Raw genomic sequence first — 15,570 nt, 5'->3', positions numbered from 1 at the left:
CCTACCTCCGATGCCACGCTGCATGGATAGAGATTCCGCGATGTGAAATATACTTCTCACTTTGCAGAATGATGCGGAAGTGTAGCCCGCAAACCGCCCATCCACCAGACCGAACGGAGCACCTCAAGCCGCGAAGCCGATTGCAACGCAGGACGGTTCGCCACCAGGACGTCCACTCCGGACGATCCACCTGTGCGCGGCAGCGAGCGAGAACTCGGCCCAGCCCTCAAACAGCCCGGAACGGGAAAGCGATGCGCACGACCCAGGCCGTGCCGAAGAAGTTCAGCCGCCGACGATCCGGGCAGCAGTCGCGGTGAAGCGCTCCTGCTCCGCGACCGGCACACCGGCCGCGGTCGCCTCCAGGACCTCGCAGACCGCCTGATGGGTCTGGACAGCGAGCCGCGAACCCTCGCCGGTCAGCTCGATCGAGCAGGCCCGCCGGTCGCGCGAGTCGCGCGCCCGGACGACCAGGCCGCGCCGCTCGGCGCGATCGACCAGGCCGGTCAGGCTCGACTTCTCCAGGTGCAGCCGACGCCCCAGGTCGGCCATGCCGACCGGCCCGTCGATCAACTGGCACAGCAACTGGGCCTGCTGCGGCGTCAACCCGTGCGCGCGGGAGACCTCCCCGAAGTGGTGCTGCACGAGGTGCGCCAACCGCACCATCGCAACGGCCAGCCCCTGCTCCTCGATCGTCTCGGTCACCACCGCACCTCCGGGGGCGAAGTCTAGTTGACATCGGTTCGGAGCACGAACTACTTTGGTTCGTGTTACGAACTGTTCGTATTACCAACTAGGAGAGTCATGTCCGCAACCGTGGTGGTGGTCGGTGGTGGCTACGCCGGAATCGCCGTGGCCCGAGAACTCGACGCGGTGGCCGACGTCGTCCTCGTCGAGCCCCGGGAGTCCTTCTTCCACAACGTCGCCGCCCTGCGCGGCCTGGTCGACCCGGCCTGGACCGATCGCCTGTTCTACCCGTACGACCACCTGCTGACCCGCGGCCGAGTGGTCCGCGACCGCGCCGTGGAGGTGGATCCGACCGGAGTCGCGCTCGCGTCCGGCGACCGGATCGCGGCCGACTACGTCGTCCTGGCGACGGGTTCGACCTACCCGTTCCCGGCGAAATCCGCCGAAACCGGAACAACAGCGGCCAAGGCCCGCATCCGCGCCACCCGCGAAGCGCTGACCGGAGCCGAGCACGTGCTCCTGCTCGGCGCGGGCCCGGTCGGCCTGGAACTGGCAGGCGAGCTGAAAGCGGCCTGGCCGGACAAGCGCGTCACCATCCTGGACCCGGCCGAAGACCTGCTCCCCGACTTCCCACCGGAATTCCGCGCAGAACTCCGAAACCAGCTCGCCGACCTCGAAGTGGACCTGCTCCTCGGCTCCCCGCTGCGGGAGAAGCCGCCGACGACCCCCGGCGAACGCGCGGAGTTCACGGCCATCGCCCACGACGACCGGAAGATCACCGCGGACATCTGGTTCCGCTGCTTCGGAGTGCAGCCGAACAGCGACTACCTCTCCCCCGAACTCGCGAAGCACCGCAACCCCGACGGCGCCATCCAAGTCCAGCCGGACCTGCGCCTACCAGGAGTCGAGAACGTCTTCGCCATCGGCGACGTCACGGCCATCCCAGAACCCAAGATGGCCAGAGCAGCGGGCGACCACGCCACAACAGCGGCCGAGAACATCAAGTCCCTGCTCCAGAACCAACGAACCCAGAACACCTACGCCGCAGCCCCACCAGCCATAGCCCTCCCCCTGGGCCCAACAGGAGGAGCCTCCTACACAGCAGAAACAGGAGTCCTGGACGCAACGACAACATCCCAGATCAAAGGCCAAACCCTGACCACAGAAACCTACGACGCCCTCCTGCTGCACCAGGAAAGCCCGAACTCGTAGAACCAATCACCAACACCCGGCAAGACCAAGGTGAATCGGACACGCAACAAAGCTGGTCCGCCGCGGGGGCTCGGCCCCCGCGAAAAAACCCGGAACGAGAAAAAGCGAAGCGCCCCTGCGCGAGCAGAGGCACCCATCTCGCGAAGCTCGGGGAGCTCACAACTCCACCGGAAGGCTGGTCCGAGAGCAGGCCGGGAACGCCACCCTGCGCAAGGAGCCGACGAGACGCAACCCCCGCACCGTGGGGGCCCGCGGGGGCTCGGCCCCCGCGATGAACACCCGGAAACGAGAAAGGCGAGTGCTCTTCGCGAGCACTCGCCTTTCACTCGGTGGAGGTGCCGGGAATCGAACCCGGGTCCTCCGTCGCTTCACCAAGACTTCTCCGTGCGCAGTCCGCTATGCCTCTGCTTGGCTCCACCGGTCTCGCGAACTAGCCGATGTGACGAGCCCAGTCGCTGTTGGATGTCCCACCAGGTCCCGCGACCGGACCTGGCGGTAAGAGCCTCCTAGCTGATGCCGGATCCCGGGTCGGAGGCAATCCCGGTCCGACAGAGTCGCTCCTCGCTCAGGCGGCGAGGGCGAACTCGCGCTGACTCTTGTCGGCGCTTATAACGTTGCAGCGACGCTCACGGTGGTCTCCTGCCTGCACCGGCACGCTTCCCTTGGATCAACGTACGGAGTCGAAACCGTTCACCCCCTCGCTACCGGCTCGGCTTTCGAACCGGTGTACCCCAGCATAACGCCTCGCGTCCCGGCGATCATTCCCATATCCCTGAAACGATCACGAAGACGCGCCGAGCAGCTTCGCCGGGGTGTCGTGCAGCACCGCGCGCAGGAACTCCGGCCCCAGCCGGTCGTCGGCCTCCGCCCAGCCCGCGATCGCCGCCAGCTGCTCGGCGTACGGGTACGGGATGTTCGGGTAGTCGGTGCCGAGCACGATCCGGTCCGCGTGATCGGCCAGACGCGCCGACCAGTCCGCGGGCAGCGACGCGAACTGCTCGCTGAACGCGACCCCGACCATGGTGGTGTCGAGGTGCACGCCCGGGTACTCGCCCACCAGGTCCAACGCGACGTCGTGATCCGGCATTCCGGCGTGCGCCAGCACCGCGACCAGCGCGGGGTGGCGGCGCAGCACCTGCTCGAACACGTCGAGCCCGGTGTGGGCGCCCGGGCGCGGGCCGTGACCGCAGTGCACGACCACCGGGATCCCGGCCTCCGCGAGCAGCCCCCACGCGGGCTGGAGCAGCTCGTCGCGCGGGTCGAAGGCGCCGACCTGGACGTGCATCTTCACGCACCTCGCGCCGGCGTCGAGCGCCTCGGCGAGGTAGGTGGTGACCTCGGGCTCCGGGAAGATCGTCGCCGTCGGCACCGCGCCGGGCGTGCGGTGCCCGAAGTCCACCGCCCAGCCCGTCAGCCACTCCGCCATGCCCGGCTTGTGCGCGTAGACCAGCGGCGCGAACGTCGTCACGCCGAGTTCGCGCAGGACCCGCAGGCGGGTCTGCTCGGAGTACCGGTAGTGGATCGGCCACTCGACGCCGTAGTGCTCACCGGCCTGGTCGAAGTACGCCCACACCTTGTCCAGCACGCGCTCGGGCAGGAAGTGGGTGTGGATGTCGACCAAGCCGGGCAGCCCCAGCTCGGTCAGCCAGGCCGGGATCTCGGCGTCGCTGCGCGGCGCCGTCAATGCATGCCCTTGCGGGCGCGGCCGATGGCCTTCTGCATCTCCCGCTGGGCGTCGCGCTTGGCCAGGTCCTGCCGCTTGTCGTGCGCCTTCTTGCCGCGCGCGAGCGCGAGCTCGACCTTCGCCTTGCCGTCGCTGAAGTACAGCGACATCGGGATCAGGCTCAGCCCGCTCTCCTTGATCTTGCCGACCAGCCGGAGGATCTCGTGCTTGTGCAGCAGGAGCTTGCGGGAGCGGCGCGGCTCGTGGTTGGTCCACGTCCCCTCGGTGTACTCGGGGATGTGCACGTTGCGCAGCCAGACCTCGCCGTGGTCGACGGTGGCGAAGCCGTCCACCAGCTGGGCCTTGCCCTGCCGGAGGCTCTTCACCTCGGTGCCGGTCAGCGCGATGCCGGCCTCGTAGGTGTCCAGCACCGCCCAGTCGTGCCGCGCCTTGCGGTTCTGCGCGATGACCTTGCGGCCGCGTTCCTTCACCATGCCGACAACTCTAACCGCCGTGTCACCCGAGTTTCGGAGCCGACCGGGAACGCCGGAGGCCCGCGGCTCCGGCTGGAACCGCGGGCCTCCGGCACGTCTCAGAGGCGGACGTAGAGGCGGAGGGTGACGTAGCCCGTGCCCGCCGAGATGATCGCCGCCACCAGCAGCAGGATCGGCGAGATCACCGCGACGTCGCCCCACTCGACGCTGGGGACGATGCCGCCGAACGACGACATGACCCGGTCCAGGAACAGCGCCTTGAAGCCCGACAGGCCGAGGATGCCCAGGATCGCACCGATCAGACCGGAGACCACCGCCTCCAGCAGGAACGGCAGCTGCGTGTACCAGCGGGTGGCACCGACCAGGCGCATGATGCCGGTCTCGGTGCGGCGGGTGAACGCCGAGAGCTGGATGGTGTTGGAGATCAGCAGCAGCGCCGCGAGCGCCTGCACCAGCGCGATGAAGAAGGCGATGTTGCGGATCAGGTTCAGCATGCCGAACACCTGGTCCAGGTAGTCGGCCTGGTTGACCACGTTGTCCACGCCCGGGCGGCCGTTGAACTCCTGCTTGACGGCGCCGAAGCGCTCCGGGTCGCTCAGCTTGACGCGCAGCGAGGCCGGCATCGCCTCGGCGCGGGCGACGTCGCGCAGCTCGGGCTGGGACTCGAAGACCTTGTTGAAGCTCTCGAACGCCTGCTGGCGGTTCTCGTACCGCACCGACTCCACGCCGGACACGCGCTTGAGGTCGGCCATGATGTTCGCGCAGGGCTGCTGGGAGCAGTCGTTGTCGTTGGCGCTCACGTCGTCGGTCATGAACACCACGACCTCGACGCGGTCCTGGTAGGTCTCCTGCATCTTGTCGATCATCCGGACCACGAGGAGACCGCCGCCGAGCAGACCGACCGAAACGGCGGTCGTCAGGATCATCGCGATGGTCATCGTCACGTTGCGCCGAAGGCCGTTGACGACCTCGCTGAATACGAAGCTCGCGCGCATCTTGTGTCAGCTTTCCTAGCCGGTCGGGGGTGGTGTGCTCAGGGCCGCGGGGGCGCGGCTAGCGGCCGACGCCGTACACGCCTCGTGCGTCATCGCGGATGACGCGCCCGAGGCTCAGCTCGACCACGCGGCGTCGCATCGAGTCGACGATCGAGTGATCGTGGGTGGCCATCACGACGGTGGTGCCGGTGCGGTTGATCCGCTCCAGCAGCAGCATGATGTCCTGGCTGGTGTCCGGGTCGAGGTTTCCGGTCGGCTCGTCGCAGAGCAGCACCAGCGGGCGGTTGACGAAGGCCCGGGCGATCGCGACGCGCTGCTGCTCACCACCGGAGAGCTCGTGCGGCATCCGGTCGGCCTTGCCGTCCAGCCCGACCAGCTGCAGCACCTGGGGCACCACGCGGCGGATGTCGTTGCGCGGCTTGCCGATCACTTCCAGCGCGAATGCCACGTTCTCCGCGACGGTCTTCTGGTTCAGCAGCCGGAAGTCCTGGAAGACGCAGCCGATGCGCTGGCGGAGGCGCGGGACGCGGCGGCGCGGCAGCTTGGCGACGTTCCAGTCGGCGACGAAGACCCGACCGCGGCTGGGCACGTCCTCGCGCAGCAGCAAGCGCATGAACGTCGACTTGCCGGACCCCGAGGGCCCGATGAGGAAGACGAACTCGCCCTTCTCGATGCCCACCGAGACATCGTCGAGAGCGGGCCTGGTCGACGTCTTGTACGTCTTGGACACGTGCTCAAGGCGGATCACGGGGCGTGAGTTTACCTGCGTCCATCAGGGGGACATCGACTCACCCGGACCGGCGGTACTACCGGAGATCACCTCGGTGAGGATTCGTTCTTTGAAGCGGCGCAGCCGCTTAGCCCACCCTCGCAGCTCGCACCGCCGCGGGTTCTCAGCGTTCGCCTGGCGAGGACGGCCCGGCCGCCGTGTATTGGTCATACATAAGGCCGGGCACCCGCAGTCCAGGCGGGCGCTGAGGTTCCGCTACCCGCACCGCCACGCAAAACGAGCCTGGAAACCCTCTGTGTCGATCAGGCTGCGCTCTGCTGCTGGCGGCGCCAGCGGATGCCCGCTTCGAGGAAGCCGTCGATGTCACCGTCGAGGACCGCGTCCGGGTTGCCGACCTCGTGGTCGGTGCGGAGGTCCTTGACCATCTGGTACGGGTGCAGGACGTAGGAGCGCATCTGGTTGCCCCAGCTGGAGCCGCTGTCCTTGAGGGCGTCCAGCTCGGCGCGCTCCTCCTCCTTCTTGCGGGCCAGCAGCTTGGCCTGGAGCACGCGCATCGCGGCGGCCTTGTTCTGCAGCTGCGACTTCTCGTTCTGGCAGGAGACCACGATGCCGGTCGGGATGTGCGTGATGCGCACCGCCGAGTCGGTGGTGTTCACGCTCTGCCCACCGGGCCCGGAGGACCGGAAGACGTCGACCCGGATGTCCTTCTCCGCGATCTCGACGTGGTCGGTCTCCTCCACCACCGGCAGCACCTCGACCCCGACGAAGGAGGTCTGGCGGCGCCCCTGGTTGTCGAACGGCGAGATGCGCACCAGCCGGTGCGTGCCCTGCTCGACCGAGAGGTTGCCGTAGGCGTAGGGCGCGTCGATCCGGAAGGTGGCGGACTTCAGGCCCGCCTCTTCGGCGTAGGAGGTGTCGTAGACCTCGGCCGGGTAGGAGTGCCGCTCCGCCCAGCGCAGGTACATCCGCATCAGCATCTCGGCGAAGTCGGCGGCGTCGACGCCACCGGCCTCGGCGCGGATGGTGACCATCGCTCCGCGCGGGTCGTACTCACCGGAGAGCAGGGTGCGCACCTCGAGCGTCTCGAGATCCTTCTTCAGGGACTCGCGCTCGCCGTCGGCCTCGGCCAGCCCGGAGGCGTCGTCCTCGTCCTCGCTGAGCTCGTAGAGGACTTCCAGGTCCTCGAGGCGCTGCCGCAGCTCGGTGACCTTGCGCAGCTCGGCCTGCCGGTGCACCAGCTGGCTGCTGACCCGCTGCGCGTGCTCGACGTCGTCCCAGAGGTCCGGCTTGGCGGCCTCCGCCTCCAGCTCCGCGATATTCGCGCGCAGAGCATCCAGATCCATCACGCTCTCGATGCCCTCGAGGGTGTTGGACAGTTCCTTGAGCGAGGCTGCGACGTCGGGATTCACAGTGCTCAGCGTACTTCACCGGGCACGGGCCGCCCACGAGGACGGCCCGTTGTCCCGTTCTCCCCGGCCACTCGCACCGCAAGGCGGTGCGAGCACCGGCTGCCCCTCAGTCCGGGATGGCGTCGAGGAGCTTGATGATCGCCCGGTTGTAGGCCACCGTGAAGTCCGCGGCCGCCTTCTCGTACGGGTCGCCCGCGGTCTTGGCCGCGTTCTTCGCCTCGTCCATCTTCACCGCGTACTGGCCGCGGGCCGACTCGACCAGGCTGGCGCGCTGCTTGGGCGTCAGCGAGCCGGAGTAGACCAGCCGCAGGATCAGCGGGCTGCGGACGTTGTCCGGCCCGGGCTCGGTGTTCAGCCACGACTTGAAGGCGCGCTTGCCCGCCGCGGTGATCGCGTACTGCTGGCTGGAGCGCGGCCCCTGCTTGCCGAGGCGGAGCAGGCCGGCGTCGGTCAGCGCGGGCAGCTCGCGGTAAACCTGGCTGCGGGTCACGCTGAAGAACCCTCCGAAGCGCTCGGTGGCAGCAGCAACCAGCTGGCCACCGGTCTTCGGACCTTCGTGCAGTAGTCCCAACAGGGCAGCGGATGTCGCATTCAGCTCGGTCACACTGCCACGGTGCCATGCCCGCGCGAAGCTGTCCACAATGGTCGCCAGTTCTGTCCACTGTGGTTGCAGTGGACTGGTCCAAGTGGACGAACGATTGCGCCATCGGCGCAGCGGCCGGACGACTGCCATCCGAGCGGACCGGACACAGTGCGCAGCCGGTTCCGGGCCGCGGCCTGCACGCATTGCGACGGACATGACCGCGATTCGCCTGGATGGGGGTTATTGGCGGCGCAATGAGGTGCTATCGAGCCCTGGAGCTGCCCAACCGCGGCCGACCACCAGCACTGTGGCTCTTGGGCCGACCGGTCGGCGGCCGCCAGCGACCGAGCAGGAGGTGCGGGGAAGTGCATCGCAGTTGGTTGCGAACCAAGGCCAGCGAGAGCAAGACGAGGGTGACCAACAAGGTCGCGGAACGGGCCAAGGCGCTGGTGCCCATGCAGCGCGACGGCGAAGCCGACTCCTGCATGGTCTGCGGCAGGTCGATGCGCCCGACCGGCGCGGTCCAGGGCGATGGCAGGGTCTGCTCCCCCGCCTGCGCCCGCCAGTGGGCCCAAGGCCTCTGACGGAGGAATCGACAACGAGAAAAGCCCCCGACGTCGTCGGGGGCTTTTCTCTGCGGAATAGTAGCGGGGACAGGATTCGAACCTGCGACCTCTGGGTTATGAGCCCAGCGAGCTACCGAGCTGCTCCACCCCGCGCCAGCAGCCTCTAGAACCGGCTGCGTTCTTCTGTTGTGCCGCTAACTCTACACCCCCGAAAAACCCCCGGAACAGGGGGGTCCCCAAACCCCCAAAAACCACCCCCCACCAGCAAAAACACCCCAACCCAAGAACAACCAGAACCCCAACCACCAACCAACCCCAAACCCAACCCAAGCCAGAGCCAGAGCAATCGATCAGCAGCGACCAACCCGCGAACATCCCGGGAAACGATCCACAACAAAACGAAGGGCTGGTCACGAACCCAGGCCGGGAACGAACCCCACCGCAAGGAGCCGACGAAAAGCGACCACCGCACCGCGGGGGTTTACGGGGGCTCGGCCCCCGTATGGAAATAAGGACAACGGGAAAAGGGCCCCAGACGAAGTCTGGGGCCCTTGAACATCCGAATGGTAGCGGGGACAGGATTCGAACCTGCGACCTCTGGGTTATGAGCCCAGCGAGCTACCGAACTGCTCCACCCCGCGTCGTGTGTCCCTAACCTTACGGGCCGCCGAAGCTTAGTGCAAATCGTAAGGGCGGAAAAGTGACGCAGCCCATCTTCCACCCGATCGGAGGCCCGGAAAAGCCGCGGGGCGGGGACCGTTCCCGGTCCCCGCCCCGCGGTGCTCAACGCCTGGTCAGCCGCCGTTGCCCTGCGCCTGCTCGAAGCGCCGGATCGCGTCGTCGAGCTCCTGGTAGGCCGTGCCCAGGTCACCGAAGTTCCCGGACTGCTGGGCCTTGCGGACGTGCTCCAGCGCGGCCCGGATGTCGCCGACCGCCTTGCTCATCTCCGGGCTGGAGGTGTCCTGCCCGGGCGGCGTGGGCTGCTGGCCCGGCGGGCGCTGCGGGTCCTCGGTCTGGGTGGCATCGCCGGCACCCGAGCCGAACACCTGGTCCAGCGCGCCCTGCAGGGTCTCGGAGAAGCCGACCTTGCCGCCGAAGGACACCAGGACCCTGGCGAGCTGCGGGTAGGACTCCTGCTCGTTGCGCTGGATGTAGATCGGCTCGACGTAGAGCAGTCCACCCGCCACCGGCAGCGTCAGCAGGTTGCCGAAGATCGCGTTGACGTTCGGGTTGTTGAACAGGGTGCGGTTCTCGGTGACCTCCGGAGTGGACTCCATCTGGTTCTGCACCTGGTTCGGGCCCGGTGTGAGGGTGTTGGTCGGCAGCCTCAGCACGCTGAGCTTGCCGTAGTCGTCCGGGTCCGAGGACGCCGACACCCACGCCGACATGTTCTGCCGTCGCAGCGCCGTGAGCGCGCTGGTCAGCTGGAACGTCGGTTCCTTCTGCTCACCGATCTGCGCCAGCACGTAGTACGGCGGCTGCTGCCCCTCGCTGCCCGCGACGTTGCCGCGGCTGGTCGGGTCGGACGGCACCTCCCAGAAGGTCTGGGTGGAGAAGAAGTCGCCGGGGTTGTCCACGTGGTACTCGGTGAGCAGCTTGCGCTGCACCTTGAAGATGTCCTCCGGGTACCGGAAGTGGTCGCGCAGCTCGGGGCTGATCTCGCTGGCGGGCTTGACCACGCCGGGGAACACGCCCTCCCAGGCCTTGAGCACCGGGTCCTGCTCGTCGACCGCGTAGAGCTCGACGTTGCCGTCGTAGGCGTCGACGGTGGCCTTGACGGAGTTGCGGATGTAGTTGATCTGCTGGTTCGGCAGCCGCTCGACGCCGGTGAGGGTGTCGTTGGTGGCCTCGCCCAGCTCGGTCAGCTGCGAGTACGGGTAGTTGTTCAGCGTGGTGTAGCCGTCGACGATCCACTTGATGCGACCGTTGATCACTGCCGGGTAGGGGTCGCCGTCCAGCTTCAGCCAGGGCGCCACCTTCTGCACGCGGTCCCGCGGGTTGCGCTCGTAGATGATCTTCGACTCATCGCCGATCGCGCCGCTGAACAGGAAGTTCCGCTCACCGTAGTAAGCACCGAAGACCAGCCGCTGGAACAGGTTGCCGACCGGGACACCGCCCTTGCCGGTGTAGGTGTACTGCTGCTGGTCGGTGTCGTACTCGCGCGGCGCCTCGCCCGCGTTGCCGCCGACGATCACGTAGTCGTTGCGGCCCACCAGCTCGCCGTAGTAGACGCGCGGCTGCTCGACCGGGATGGCGCCCTGGCCGTTGTTGGCCACGTCGCTGATCTGGAAGACCGGGTAACCGCCCTGGGTCTTGCCTTCCTCGAAGGTCGAGTCGACCCGGTCGGCAGGCGCCGCGACGAAACCGTTGCCGTGCGTGTAGACGGTGTGCCGGTTGATCCAGTTCTGCTGGTTGACCGCCAGGCCGTCGGTGTTGAGCTCGCGCAGCGCCACCAGGTAGTCCCGGAGGTTGCCGTCGGCGTCGCGGTACCGGTCGACGTCCAGCTTGTCGGTGAAGCCGTAGAAGTTGTACTGCTGGGTCAGCTGGGTGAACGTCGGGGCCAGCACGTTCGGGTCCAGCAACCGGATGTTGGGGATGGTGCCCTTGTCCGCGGCCACCTCGCTGGGCTGCAGCTGGGTGCGCCCCGGGTAGTCGGTGATCTCCACCTTGTCCGGGCCGATGCCGAACGCCGCCTTGGTGGCCTCCAGGTTGCGCTCGATGGACTGCGCCTCGCGCTGGTTGGCGTTCGGGCGCACCGAGAACTGCTCCAGCAGGGCCGGCCACACCGCGCCGACGACCACGCTGGACAGCACGAGCAGCACCGCCGCCAGCGCCGGGATCTGCACGTTCTTCAGGAAGATCACCGCGAAGAACGCGAGGGCGCAGAACACCGCGATGCACATCAGGATCAGCTTGGCGGGCATCACCGCGTTCAGGTCGGTGTAGCTGGCACCGGTGAACAGCGAGTTGCGCTGGGACAGCAGCAGGTCGTAGCGGTCCAGGAAGTAGTCGACCGCCTTGAACAGCACGAACAGCCCGGCCAGGATCGCCAGCTGGACCCGGGCGGGCATGGACAGCTGCCCGGAGCGGCCGGCCAGCCGGATGCCGCCGAAGATGTAGTGGGTGATCAGCGCCCCGATGAACGACACGGTGACCGCGATGAACGCCCACGACAGCAGGAGCCGCCAGAACGGCAGCTCGAAGGTGTAGAAGCCGATGTCCTTGCCGAACTCCGGGTCGACCTGGCCGAACGGGACGCTGTGCAGGAACAGCTGGAGCGTCTGCCAGTCGGCCTGCGCGGCCAGCCCGCCGATCACGCCGACCACGATCGGGATGCCCAGCCCGAACAGCCGGGACCGCTCGGTGGCCACCGTGCGGTATCGCGCCAGCGGGTCGTCCGGGCCGCTGACCGGCACGAACACCGGCCGGTTGCGGTAGGCGATCCACAGGTTCAGGCCCAGCACGAGACCGAGGAAGACCGCGGCGGCCACCCCGAGCCCGGCGCGGGAGAACAGCTGGGTGGTGAAGACGCCCCGGTAGCCGACCTCCCCGTACCAGAGCCAGTCGACGTAGGTGCCCAGCATTCGCGATCCGGCGATCAGGGCGACCAGCACGATGCCGCCCAGGATCAGCAGTATCCGGCTTCGCCGGGACAGTTTCGGCATTCCGACCGGGGGCCGCATGGCCACAGCGCACGCTCCTGGTGACGATCAGCAGGCAGGTGGGACGGCGCCGGTGTCCACGCCACCGACCGCCCTCGTGATGTTCAACTCTACGACCCCGGTGTGAAGTTCCTGGAAGGGGCTTCGCGAAGTGGATTAATCCGACATCTCGCCGCACCGGGGTGCGCCGTCCGGACCACCTCGGCGGTGCGACCATGGTCGGCATGCCGCAAACCCCCGAGCAGGACCTGACCGCAGCGCTGCCCTCGGCCGCCCGCGAGATCGAGGAGTTCGTCGCCGCCGCCGGGTGGGACCAGCCCACCCAGGTCTTCGCCCTGGTGCCCACCCGTCTCCTGCTGACCGCCGAACCGGGGCTGGCCGATCAGCTCGACCCCGATTCGGCGCTCACCCCGATCGCCCAGGAGTCGCTGCCCGCGGAAGACCTCGCCGAGGCCCTCGCCCGCATCGAGTGGCCCGAGCAGGTCGCCGGGTGCGCACTGGTGCAGGAGATCGTGGTGCTGCCGCCGGAGGCGGAGGCCGAGCTGCCGGACGACGCGGAAGCGGCGCGGCAGGCCGCGGCCGAGCACCCGGAGCGCCACGAGGCGCGACTGGTCGCGGCGGTGCTGCGCGACGGCGGCGAGGCCTGCGTGATGCGCCTTCGCACCGAAGGCGACGAGCAGGGCGAGCGCATCGAGGACCGCTCCCTGGCCCCCAACCTGATCACCGCGCTGCACGCCACCTTCGCGGACTGATCCCCTCAGCAGACGATCAGCGGCCACGTTCGAGTGAACCTTCGCGGCGCTCGAAGTGGCCTGCTGAGCGCAGTTCCTCAGCTGATCAGCGCTGGCTCCGGCTCAGTCAGCAGCTGAGCGGGGCCTTGCCCGCGCGGAGGTCGTCGAGCGCCTTGGTGGCCTCCTGGAGGGTGCCGACCTTGGCCAGCTGCAGGCCGTCCGGGGCCTGGGCCTTCGCCTCCGCGCAGTTGTCGGCGGGCACCAGGAAGGTGGTGGCGCCGGCTTCGCGGGCCTTGACCATCTTGAACGGGATGCCGCCGATCGGGTTGACCTCGCCGTCCGGGGTGATCTCCCCGGTGCCCGCCACGAACTGACCGCCGTTGAGCTCGCCCGGCGTGAGCTTGTCGATGATCGCCAGGGTGAACATCAACCCCGCCGACGGGCCGCCCACGTCGGCCAGGCTGATCTCGATGTCGAAGCCGACGTCCGGCCGCTCGGTCGCCGCCACCCCGAGGAAGCCCTGCTGCTGGCCGTCGGGCCCCTGCGCGAGCTGCACGCTGGCCACCCGCTCCGGCTGGTCGGCGTGCTGGAACCGGATCTCCACCCGATCACCGGGCTTGGTGCCGGTCAGCGCCGCCCGGAGCGACTGCGGATCGGTGACCGGCCGGCCGTTGGCCGCCAGCAGCCGGTCGCCCGGCGCCAGGATGCCGTCCGCCGGGCTGCCCTTGACGATCTGCCCGGCGATCACCTTCATCGGGTAGCCGAGGTAGCGCAGGGCCGCGGTCTCCGCGGTGGTCTGCGAGTCGTTGAACGCCTCGGTGTTCTCCTGCTCGATCTGCTGCTCGCTCTTGTCCGGCGGGAAGTAGAGGTCGCGCGGCGCCAGCGCGTAGCGCCCGCTGGCCCACAGGCTGAGCGCGCCGAACATGGACAGCTGGTCGGTCACCGACACCGTGGTCATGTTCAGGTGACCACCGGTGGGGAAGGTCTGCTGGCCCTCGATGCTGATGACGGGCCGATCGCCGTCGACGCCGAGGGTGTCGTAGGTCGGCCCGGGACCGAGCGCCACGTACGGCACCCGGACGAACGCACCGAGCAAGCCGAAGGCGACAACCAGCACGACGCTCGTCAGCAGCGTCCAGGTACGGCGGTTCACGAGGCGACAGCGTACGTGTTCGCTGTTGGCGATGTGTGCGGTGTTCGCACCCCTCCGAGCCCCGGACGGCTTCTGCCCGGTGGCGCAAGCCGCGTACCGTGGAACTATGACCAACTTGCCGTTCGGGTTCGGTTCGCAGGACCCCGACGACCCTGACAAGGGCGACTCGTCGAAAGGCCGCTCTGAGGGTGGCGCCGGAAACTTCGGGGACACGCCCTTCGGTTTCGCCGGCATGCCCGGTCCGGGCGGCATGCCCAACTTCGACATCGGCCAGCTCGGCCAGATGCTGACCCAGCTCGGGCAGGCGCTCAGCCACTCCGGCGGCAGCGGCGGCAGCGGGCCGGTCAACTACGACCTGGCCAAGCAGCTCGCCGTGCAGCAGCTGCACAACAACCAGCGCACCGAACGCCCCAGCCAGGAGCAGGTCAAGGCGATCGAGGACGCGGTGCGGCTGGCCGAGCTCTGGCTCGACGCCGCCACCTCGCTGCCCGCCGGGGTTCGCTCGGTGCAGACCTGGTCCTCCGTCGACTGGGTGGAGAAGACGCTGCCCACCTGGCAGCGGCTGTGCGACCCGGTGGCGCAGCGGATGTCCAGCGCCTGGCTGGAGGCGATGCCGGAGGAGGCCAAGCAGGCCGCGGGCCCGCTGCTGTCCATGCTCGGCCAGATGGGCGGCATGACCTTCGGTTCGCAGCTCGGCAACGGCCTGGCGCAGCTCGGTGGCGAGGTGCTGACCTCCACCGACGTCGGCCTCCCGCTCGCCCCGGCGGGCACCGCCGCGCTGCTGCCCGCCAACATCCAGCGCTTCGTGGAAGGCCTGGACCGGCCGATCAGCGAGGCCACCGTGTTCCTCGCCGCCCGCGAGGCCGCGCACCACCGGCTGTTCAGCCACGTGCCGTGGCTCGCGCAGCGGCTGCTGGCCACCGTCGAGGAGTACGCGCGCGGGATCAGCATCGACACCTCGGCGCTGGAGGACCTCGCCGGGAAGATCGACCCGTCCAACCCGAGCTCGATGCAGGAGCTGATGGGCTCCGGGATGCTCGAGCCGAAGACCACCCCGGAGCAGGAGGCCGCGCTGAAGCGGCTGGAGACGCTGCTCGCGCTGGTCGAGGGCTGGGTCGACGTGGTCGTCGCGGAGGCGGTCGGCGAACGGCTGCCGGGTGCCGACGCGCTGGGCGAGATGGTCCGGCGGCGCCGCGCCACCGGTGGTCCCGCCGAGCAGACCTTCGCCACGCTGATCGGTCTGGAGCTGCGGCCGCGCCGGATGCGCGACGCGGCGAACCTGTGGCGGTTGATGACCGAGCGGCACGGCACCGAGAGCCGGGACCGGGTGTGGGACCACCCCGACCTGCTGCCGGACAGCTCGGACCTGGACGAGCCGCTGGACTTCGCCGACCGCTGGGGAGCCGCCCCGGCCGAGCTGGACGACCCGATCGCCGCGATCCGCCGCGCCGAGGCCGACGAGGCCGCGAAGTCCGGCGAGGAGGACGGCGGCGAGGAGCCGAAGCGGGACGACCAGTCCTGACCGGCGTTCTCCGGGTTCGTTCCGCCTGGCCGTGCCGAGCGCCGAAGGTGGGCACTGCGCTTCGGGCGGTTCGCGCGGCCGCCTGCGCGCCGACACGTCGGTCGTCTCGTGGTTTCGGCCACCGGAGAACACTCGCTTGAGCTGAGCGGGCGTCCTGGCTCGTGCG

The 15,570-nt window shown here is 68.8% G+C and carries 13 protein-coding genes, 2 tRNA genes and 1 other RNA gene; 4 read left to right on the top strand and 12 right to left on the bottom strand.

From position 1 onward, the window contains the following. Nucleotides 1-282: 282 nt before the first annotated feature. The gene (locus tag OU416_RS19550) at nucleotides 283-702 is read right to left on the bottom strand and encodes a MarR family winged helix-turn-helix transcriptional regulator (protein ID WP_270928422.1); all 420 of its coding nucleotides are present in this window, start codon (nucleotides 700-702) and stop codon (nucleotides 283-285) included. A gap of 99 nt (nucleotides 703-801) precedes the next feature. Here OU416_RS19550 and OU416_RS19545 point away from each other — a divergent pair, with 99 nt between their 5' ends. Then, on the top strand, nucleotides 802-1,896 hold the full coding sequence (locus tag OU416_RS19545) for an NAD(P)/FAD-dependent oxidoreductase (RefSeq protein WP_270928421.1): 1,095 nt from the start codon (nucleotides 802-804) through the stop codon (nucleotides 1,894-1,896). 327 nt (nucleotides 1,897-2,223) lie between these two features. On the opposite strand, the gene ssrA is transcribed toward OU416_RS19545, so the two are convergent. The 7 genes from ssrA to OU416_RS19510 all read right to left on the bottom strand — a co-directional run bounded on the left by ssrA (nucleotide 2,224) and on the right by OU416_RS19510 (nucleotide 7,791). Beyond that, nucleotides 2,224-2,594, bottom strand: a transfer-messenger RNA (tmRNA) gene (ssrA, locus tag OU416_RS19540). Between the two features lie 83 nt (nucleotides 2,595-2,677). Then, the gene (locus tag OU416_RS19535) at nucleotides 2,678-3,580 is read right to left on the bottom strand and encodes an amidohydrolase family protein (RefSeq protein ID WP_270928420.1); all 903 of its coding nucleotides are present in this window, start codon (nucleotides 3,578-3,580) and stop codon (nucleotides 2,678-2,680) included. Continuing rightward, nucleotides 3,577-4,053 carry an SsrA-binding protein SmpB gene (gene smpB / locus OU416_RS19530; protein WP_270928419.1) on the bottom strand — a complete coding sequence of 159 codons (477 nt, stop codon included), beginning with the start codon at nucleotides 4,051-4,053 and terminating at the stop codon, nucleotides 3,577-3,579. Before smpB ends, OU416_RS19535 begins: the two co-directional genes overlap by 4 nt. Before the next feature lie 98 nt (nucleotides 4,054-4,151). Next, nucleotides 4,152-5,048 (bottom strand): permease-like cell division protein FtsX, encoded by an 897-nt coding sequence (gene ftsX, locus OU416_RS19525; RefSeq protein ID WP_270928418.1) that lies wholly within the window; start codon nucleotides 5,046-5,048, stop codon nucleotides 4,152-4,154. Nucleotides 5,049-5,106: 58 nt separating this feature from the next. After that, complete coding sequence (gene ftsE, locus OU416_RS19520) at nucleotides 5,107-5,796, bottom strand: cell division ATP-binding protein FtsE (protein ID WP_093153212.1); 690 nt, start codon at nucleotides 5,794-5,796, stop codon at nucleotides 5,107-5,109. Between the two features lie 284 nt (nucleotides 5,797-6,080). Then, nucleotides 6,081-7,187 carry a peptide chain release factor 2 gene (gene prfB / locus OU416_RS19515; RefSeq protein WP_270928417.1) on the bottom strand — a complete coding sequence of 369 codons (1,107 nt, stop codon included), beginning with the start codon at nucleotides 7,185-7,187 and terminating at the stop codon, nucleotides 6,081-6,083. 106 nt (nucleotides 7,188-7,293) lie between these two features. Continuing rightward, a complete protein-coding gene (locus OU416_RS19510; RefSeq protein WP_170210191.1) occupies nucleotides 7,294-7,791 on the bottom strand; it encodes a PadR family transcriptional regulator in 498 nt (165 codons plus the stop codon). A 344-nt stretch (nucleotides 7,792-8,135) separates the two neighbouring features. On the opposite strand from OU416_RS19510, the gene OU416_RS19505 reads away from it, so the two are divergent. Further along, nucleotides 8,136-8,354, top strand: coding sequence for a hypothetical protein (locus OU416_RS19505; RefSeq protein ID WP_270928416.1), 219 nt, complete (start codon nucleotides 8,136-8,138; stop codon nucleotides 8,352-8,354). A 61-nt stretch (nucleotides 8,355-8,415) separates the two neighbouring features. On the opposite strand, the gene OU416_RS19500 is transcribed toward OU416_RS19505, so the two are convergent. The 3 genes from OU416_RS19500 to OU416_RS19490 form a co-directional block, all read right to left on the bottom strand. Continuing rightward, nucleotides 8,416-8,489 (bottom strand) — tRNA-Met (locus OU416_RS19500). A 411-nt stretch (nucleotides 8,490-8,900) separates the two neighbouring features. Beyond that, nucleotides 8,901-8,977, bottom strand: a tRNA-Met gene (locus OU416_RS19495). Nucleotides 8,978-9,130: 153 nt separating this feature from the next. Continuing rightward, complete coding sequence (locus tag OU416_RS19490) at nucleotides 9,131-12,019, bottom strand: UPF0182 family protein (RefSeq protein WP_270928553.1); 2,889 nt, start codon at nucleotides 12,017-12,019, stop codon at nucleotides 9,131-9,133. A 203-nt stretch (nucleotides 12,020-12,222) separates the two neighbouring features. Between OU416_RS19490 and OU416_RS19485 the strand changes: the two genes are divergently transcribed. After that, the gene (locus tag OU416_RS19485; protein ID WP_270928415.1) at nucleotides 12,223-12,750 is read left to right on the top strand and encodes a PPA1309 family protein; all 528 of its coding nucleotides are present in this window, start codon (nucleotides 12,223-12,225) and stop codon (nucleotides 12,748-12,750) included. A 106-nt stretch (nucleotides 12,751-12,856) separates the two neighbouring features. On the opposite strand, the gene OU416_RS19480 is transcribed toward OU416_RS19485, so the two are convergent. Then, a complete protein-coding gene (locus OU416_RS19480; protein WP_270928414.1) occupies nucleotides 12,857-13,882 on the bottom strand; it encodes a YlbL family protein in 1,026 nt (341 codons plus the stop codon). 106 nt (nucleotides 13,883-13,988) lie between these two features. On the opposite strand from OU416_RS19480, the gene OU416_RS19475 reads away from it, so the two are divergent. Then, nucleotides 13,989-15,404, top strand: a complete 1,416-nt coding sequence (locus tag OU416_RS19475; protein WP_270928413.1) for a zinc-dependent metalloprotease — start codon at nucleotides 13,989-13,991, stop codon at nucleotides 15,402-15,404. Nucleotides 15,405-15,570: the final 166 nt, after the last annotated feature.

Source organism: Saccharopolyspora indica, from assembly GCF_027853965.1.
Taxonomy (GTDB): domain Bacteria; phylum Actinomycetota; class Actinomycetes; order Mycobacteriales; family Pseudonocardiaceae; genus Saccharopolyspora; species Saccharopolyspora indica.
Note: the sequence above shows the minus strand (reverse complement) of the source record. Positions and strands in the feature narration are given on the sequence as shown.

Coding starts and splice junctions, on each gene's coding strand:
- OU416_RS19545 (WP_270928421.1), top strand. CDS start 802: ATGTCCGCAACCGTGGTGGTGGTCGGTGGTGGCTACGCCGGAATCGCC.
- OU416_RS19485 (WP_270928415.1), top strand. CDS start 12,223: ATGCCGCAAACCCCCGAGCAGGACCTGACCGCAGCGCTGCCCTCGGCC.
- OU416_RS19475 (WP_270928413.1), top strand. CDS start 13,989: ATGACCAACTTGCCGTTCGGGTTCGGTTCGCAGGACCCCGACGACCCT.
- OU416_RS19490 (WP_270928553.1), bottom strand. CDS start 12,019: ATGCGGCCCCCGGTCGGAATGCCGAAACTGTCCCGGCGAAGCCGGATA.
- ftsX (WP_270928418.1), bottom strand. CDS start 5,048: ATGCGCGCGAGCTTCGTATTCAGCGAGGTCGTCAACGGCCTTCGGCGC.
- smpB (WP_270928419.1), bottom strand. CDS start 4,053: ATGGTGAAGGAACGCGGCCGCAAGGTCATCGCGCAGAACCGCAAGGCG.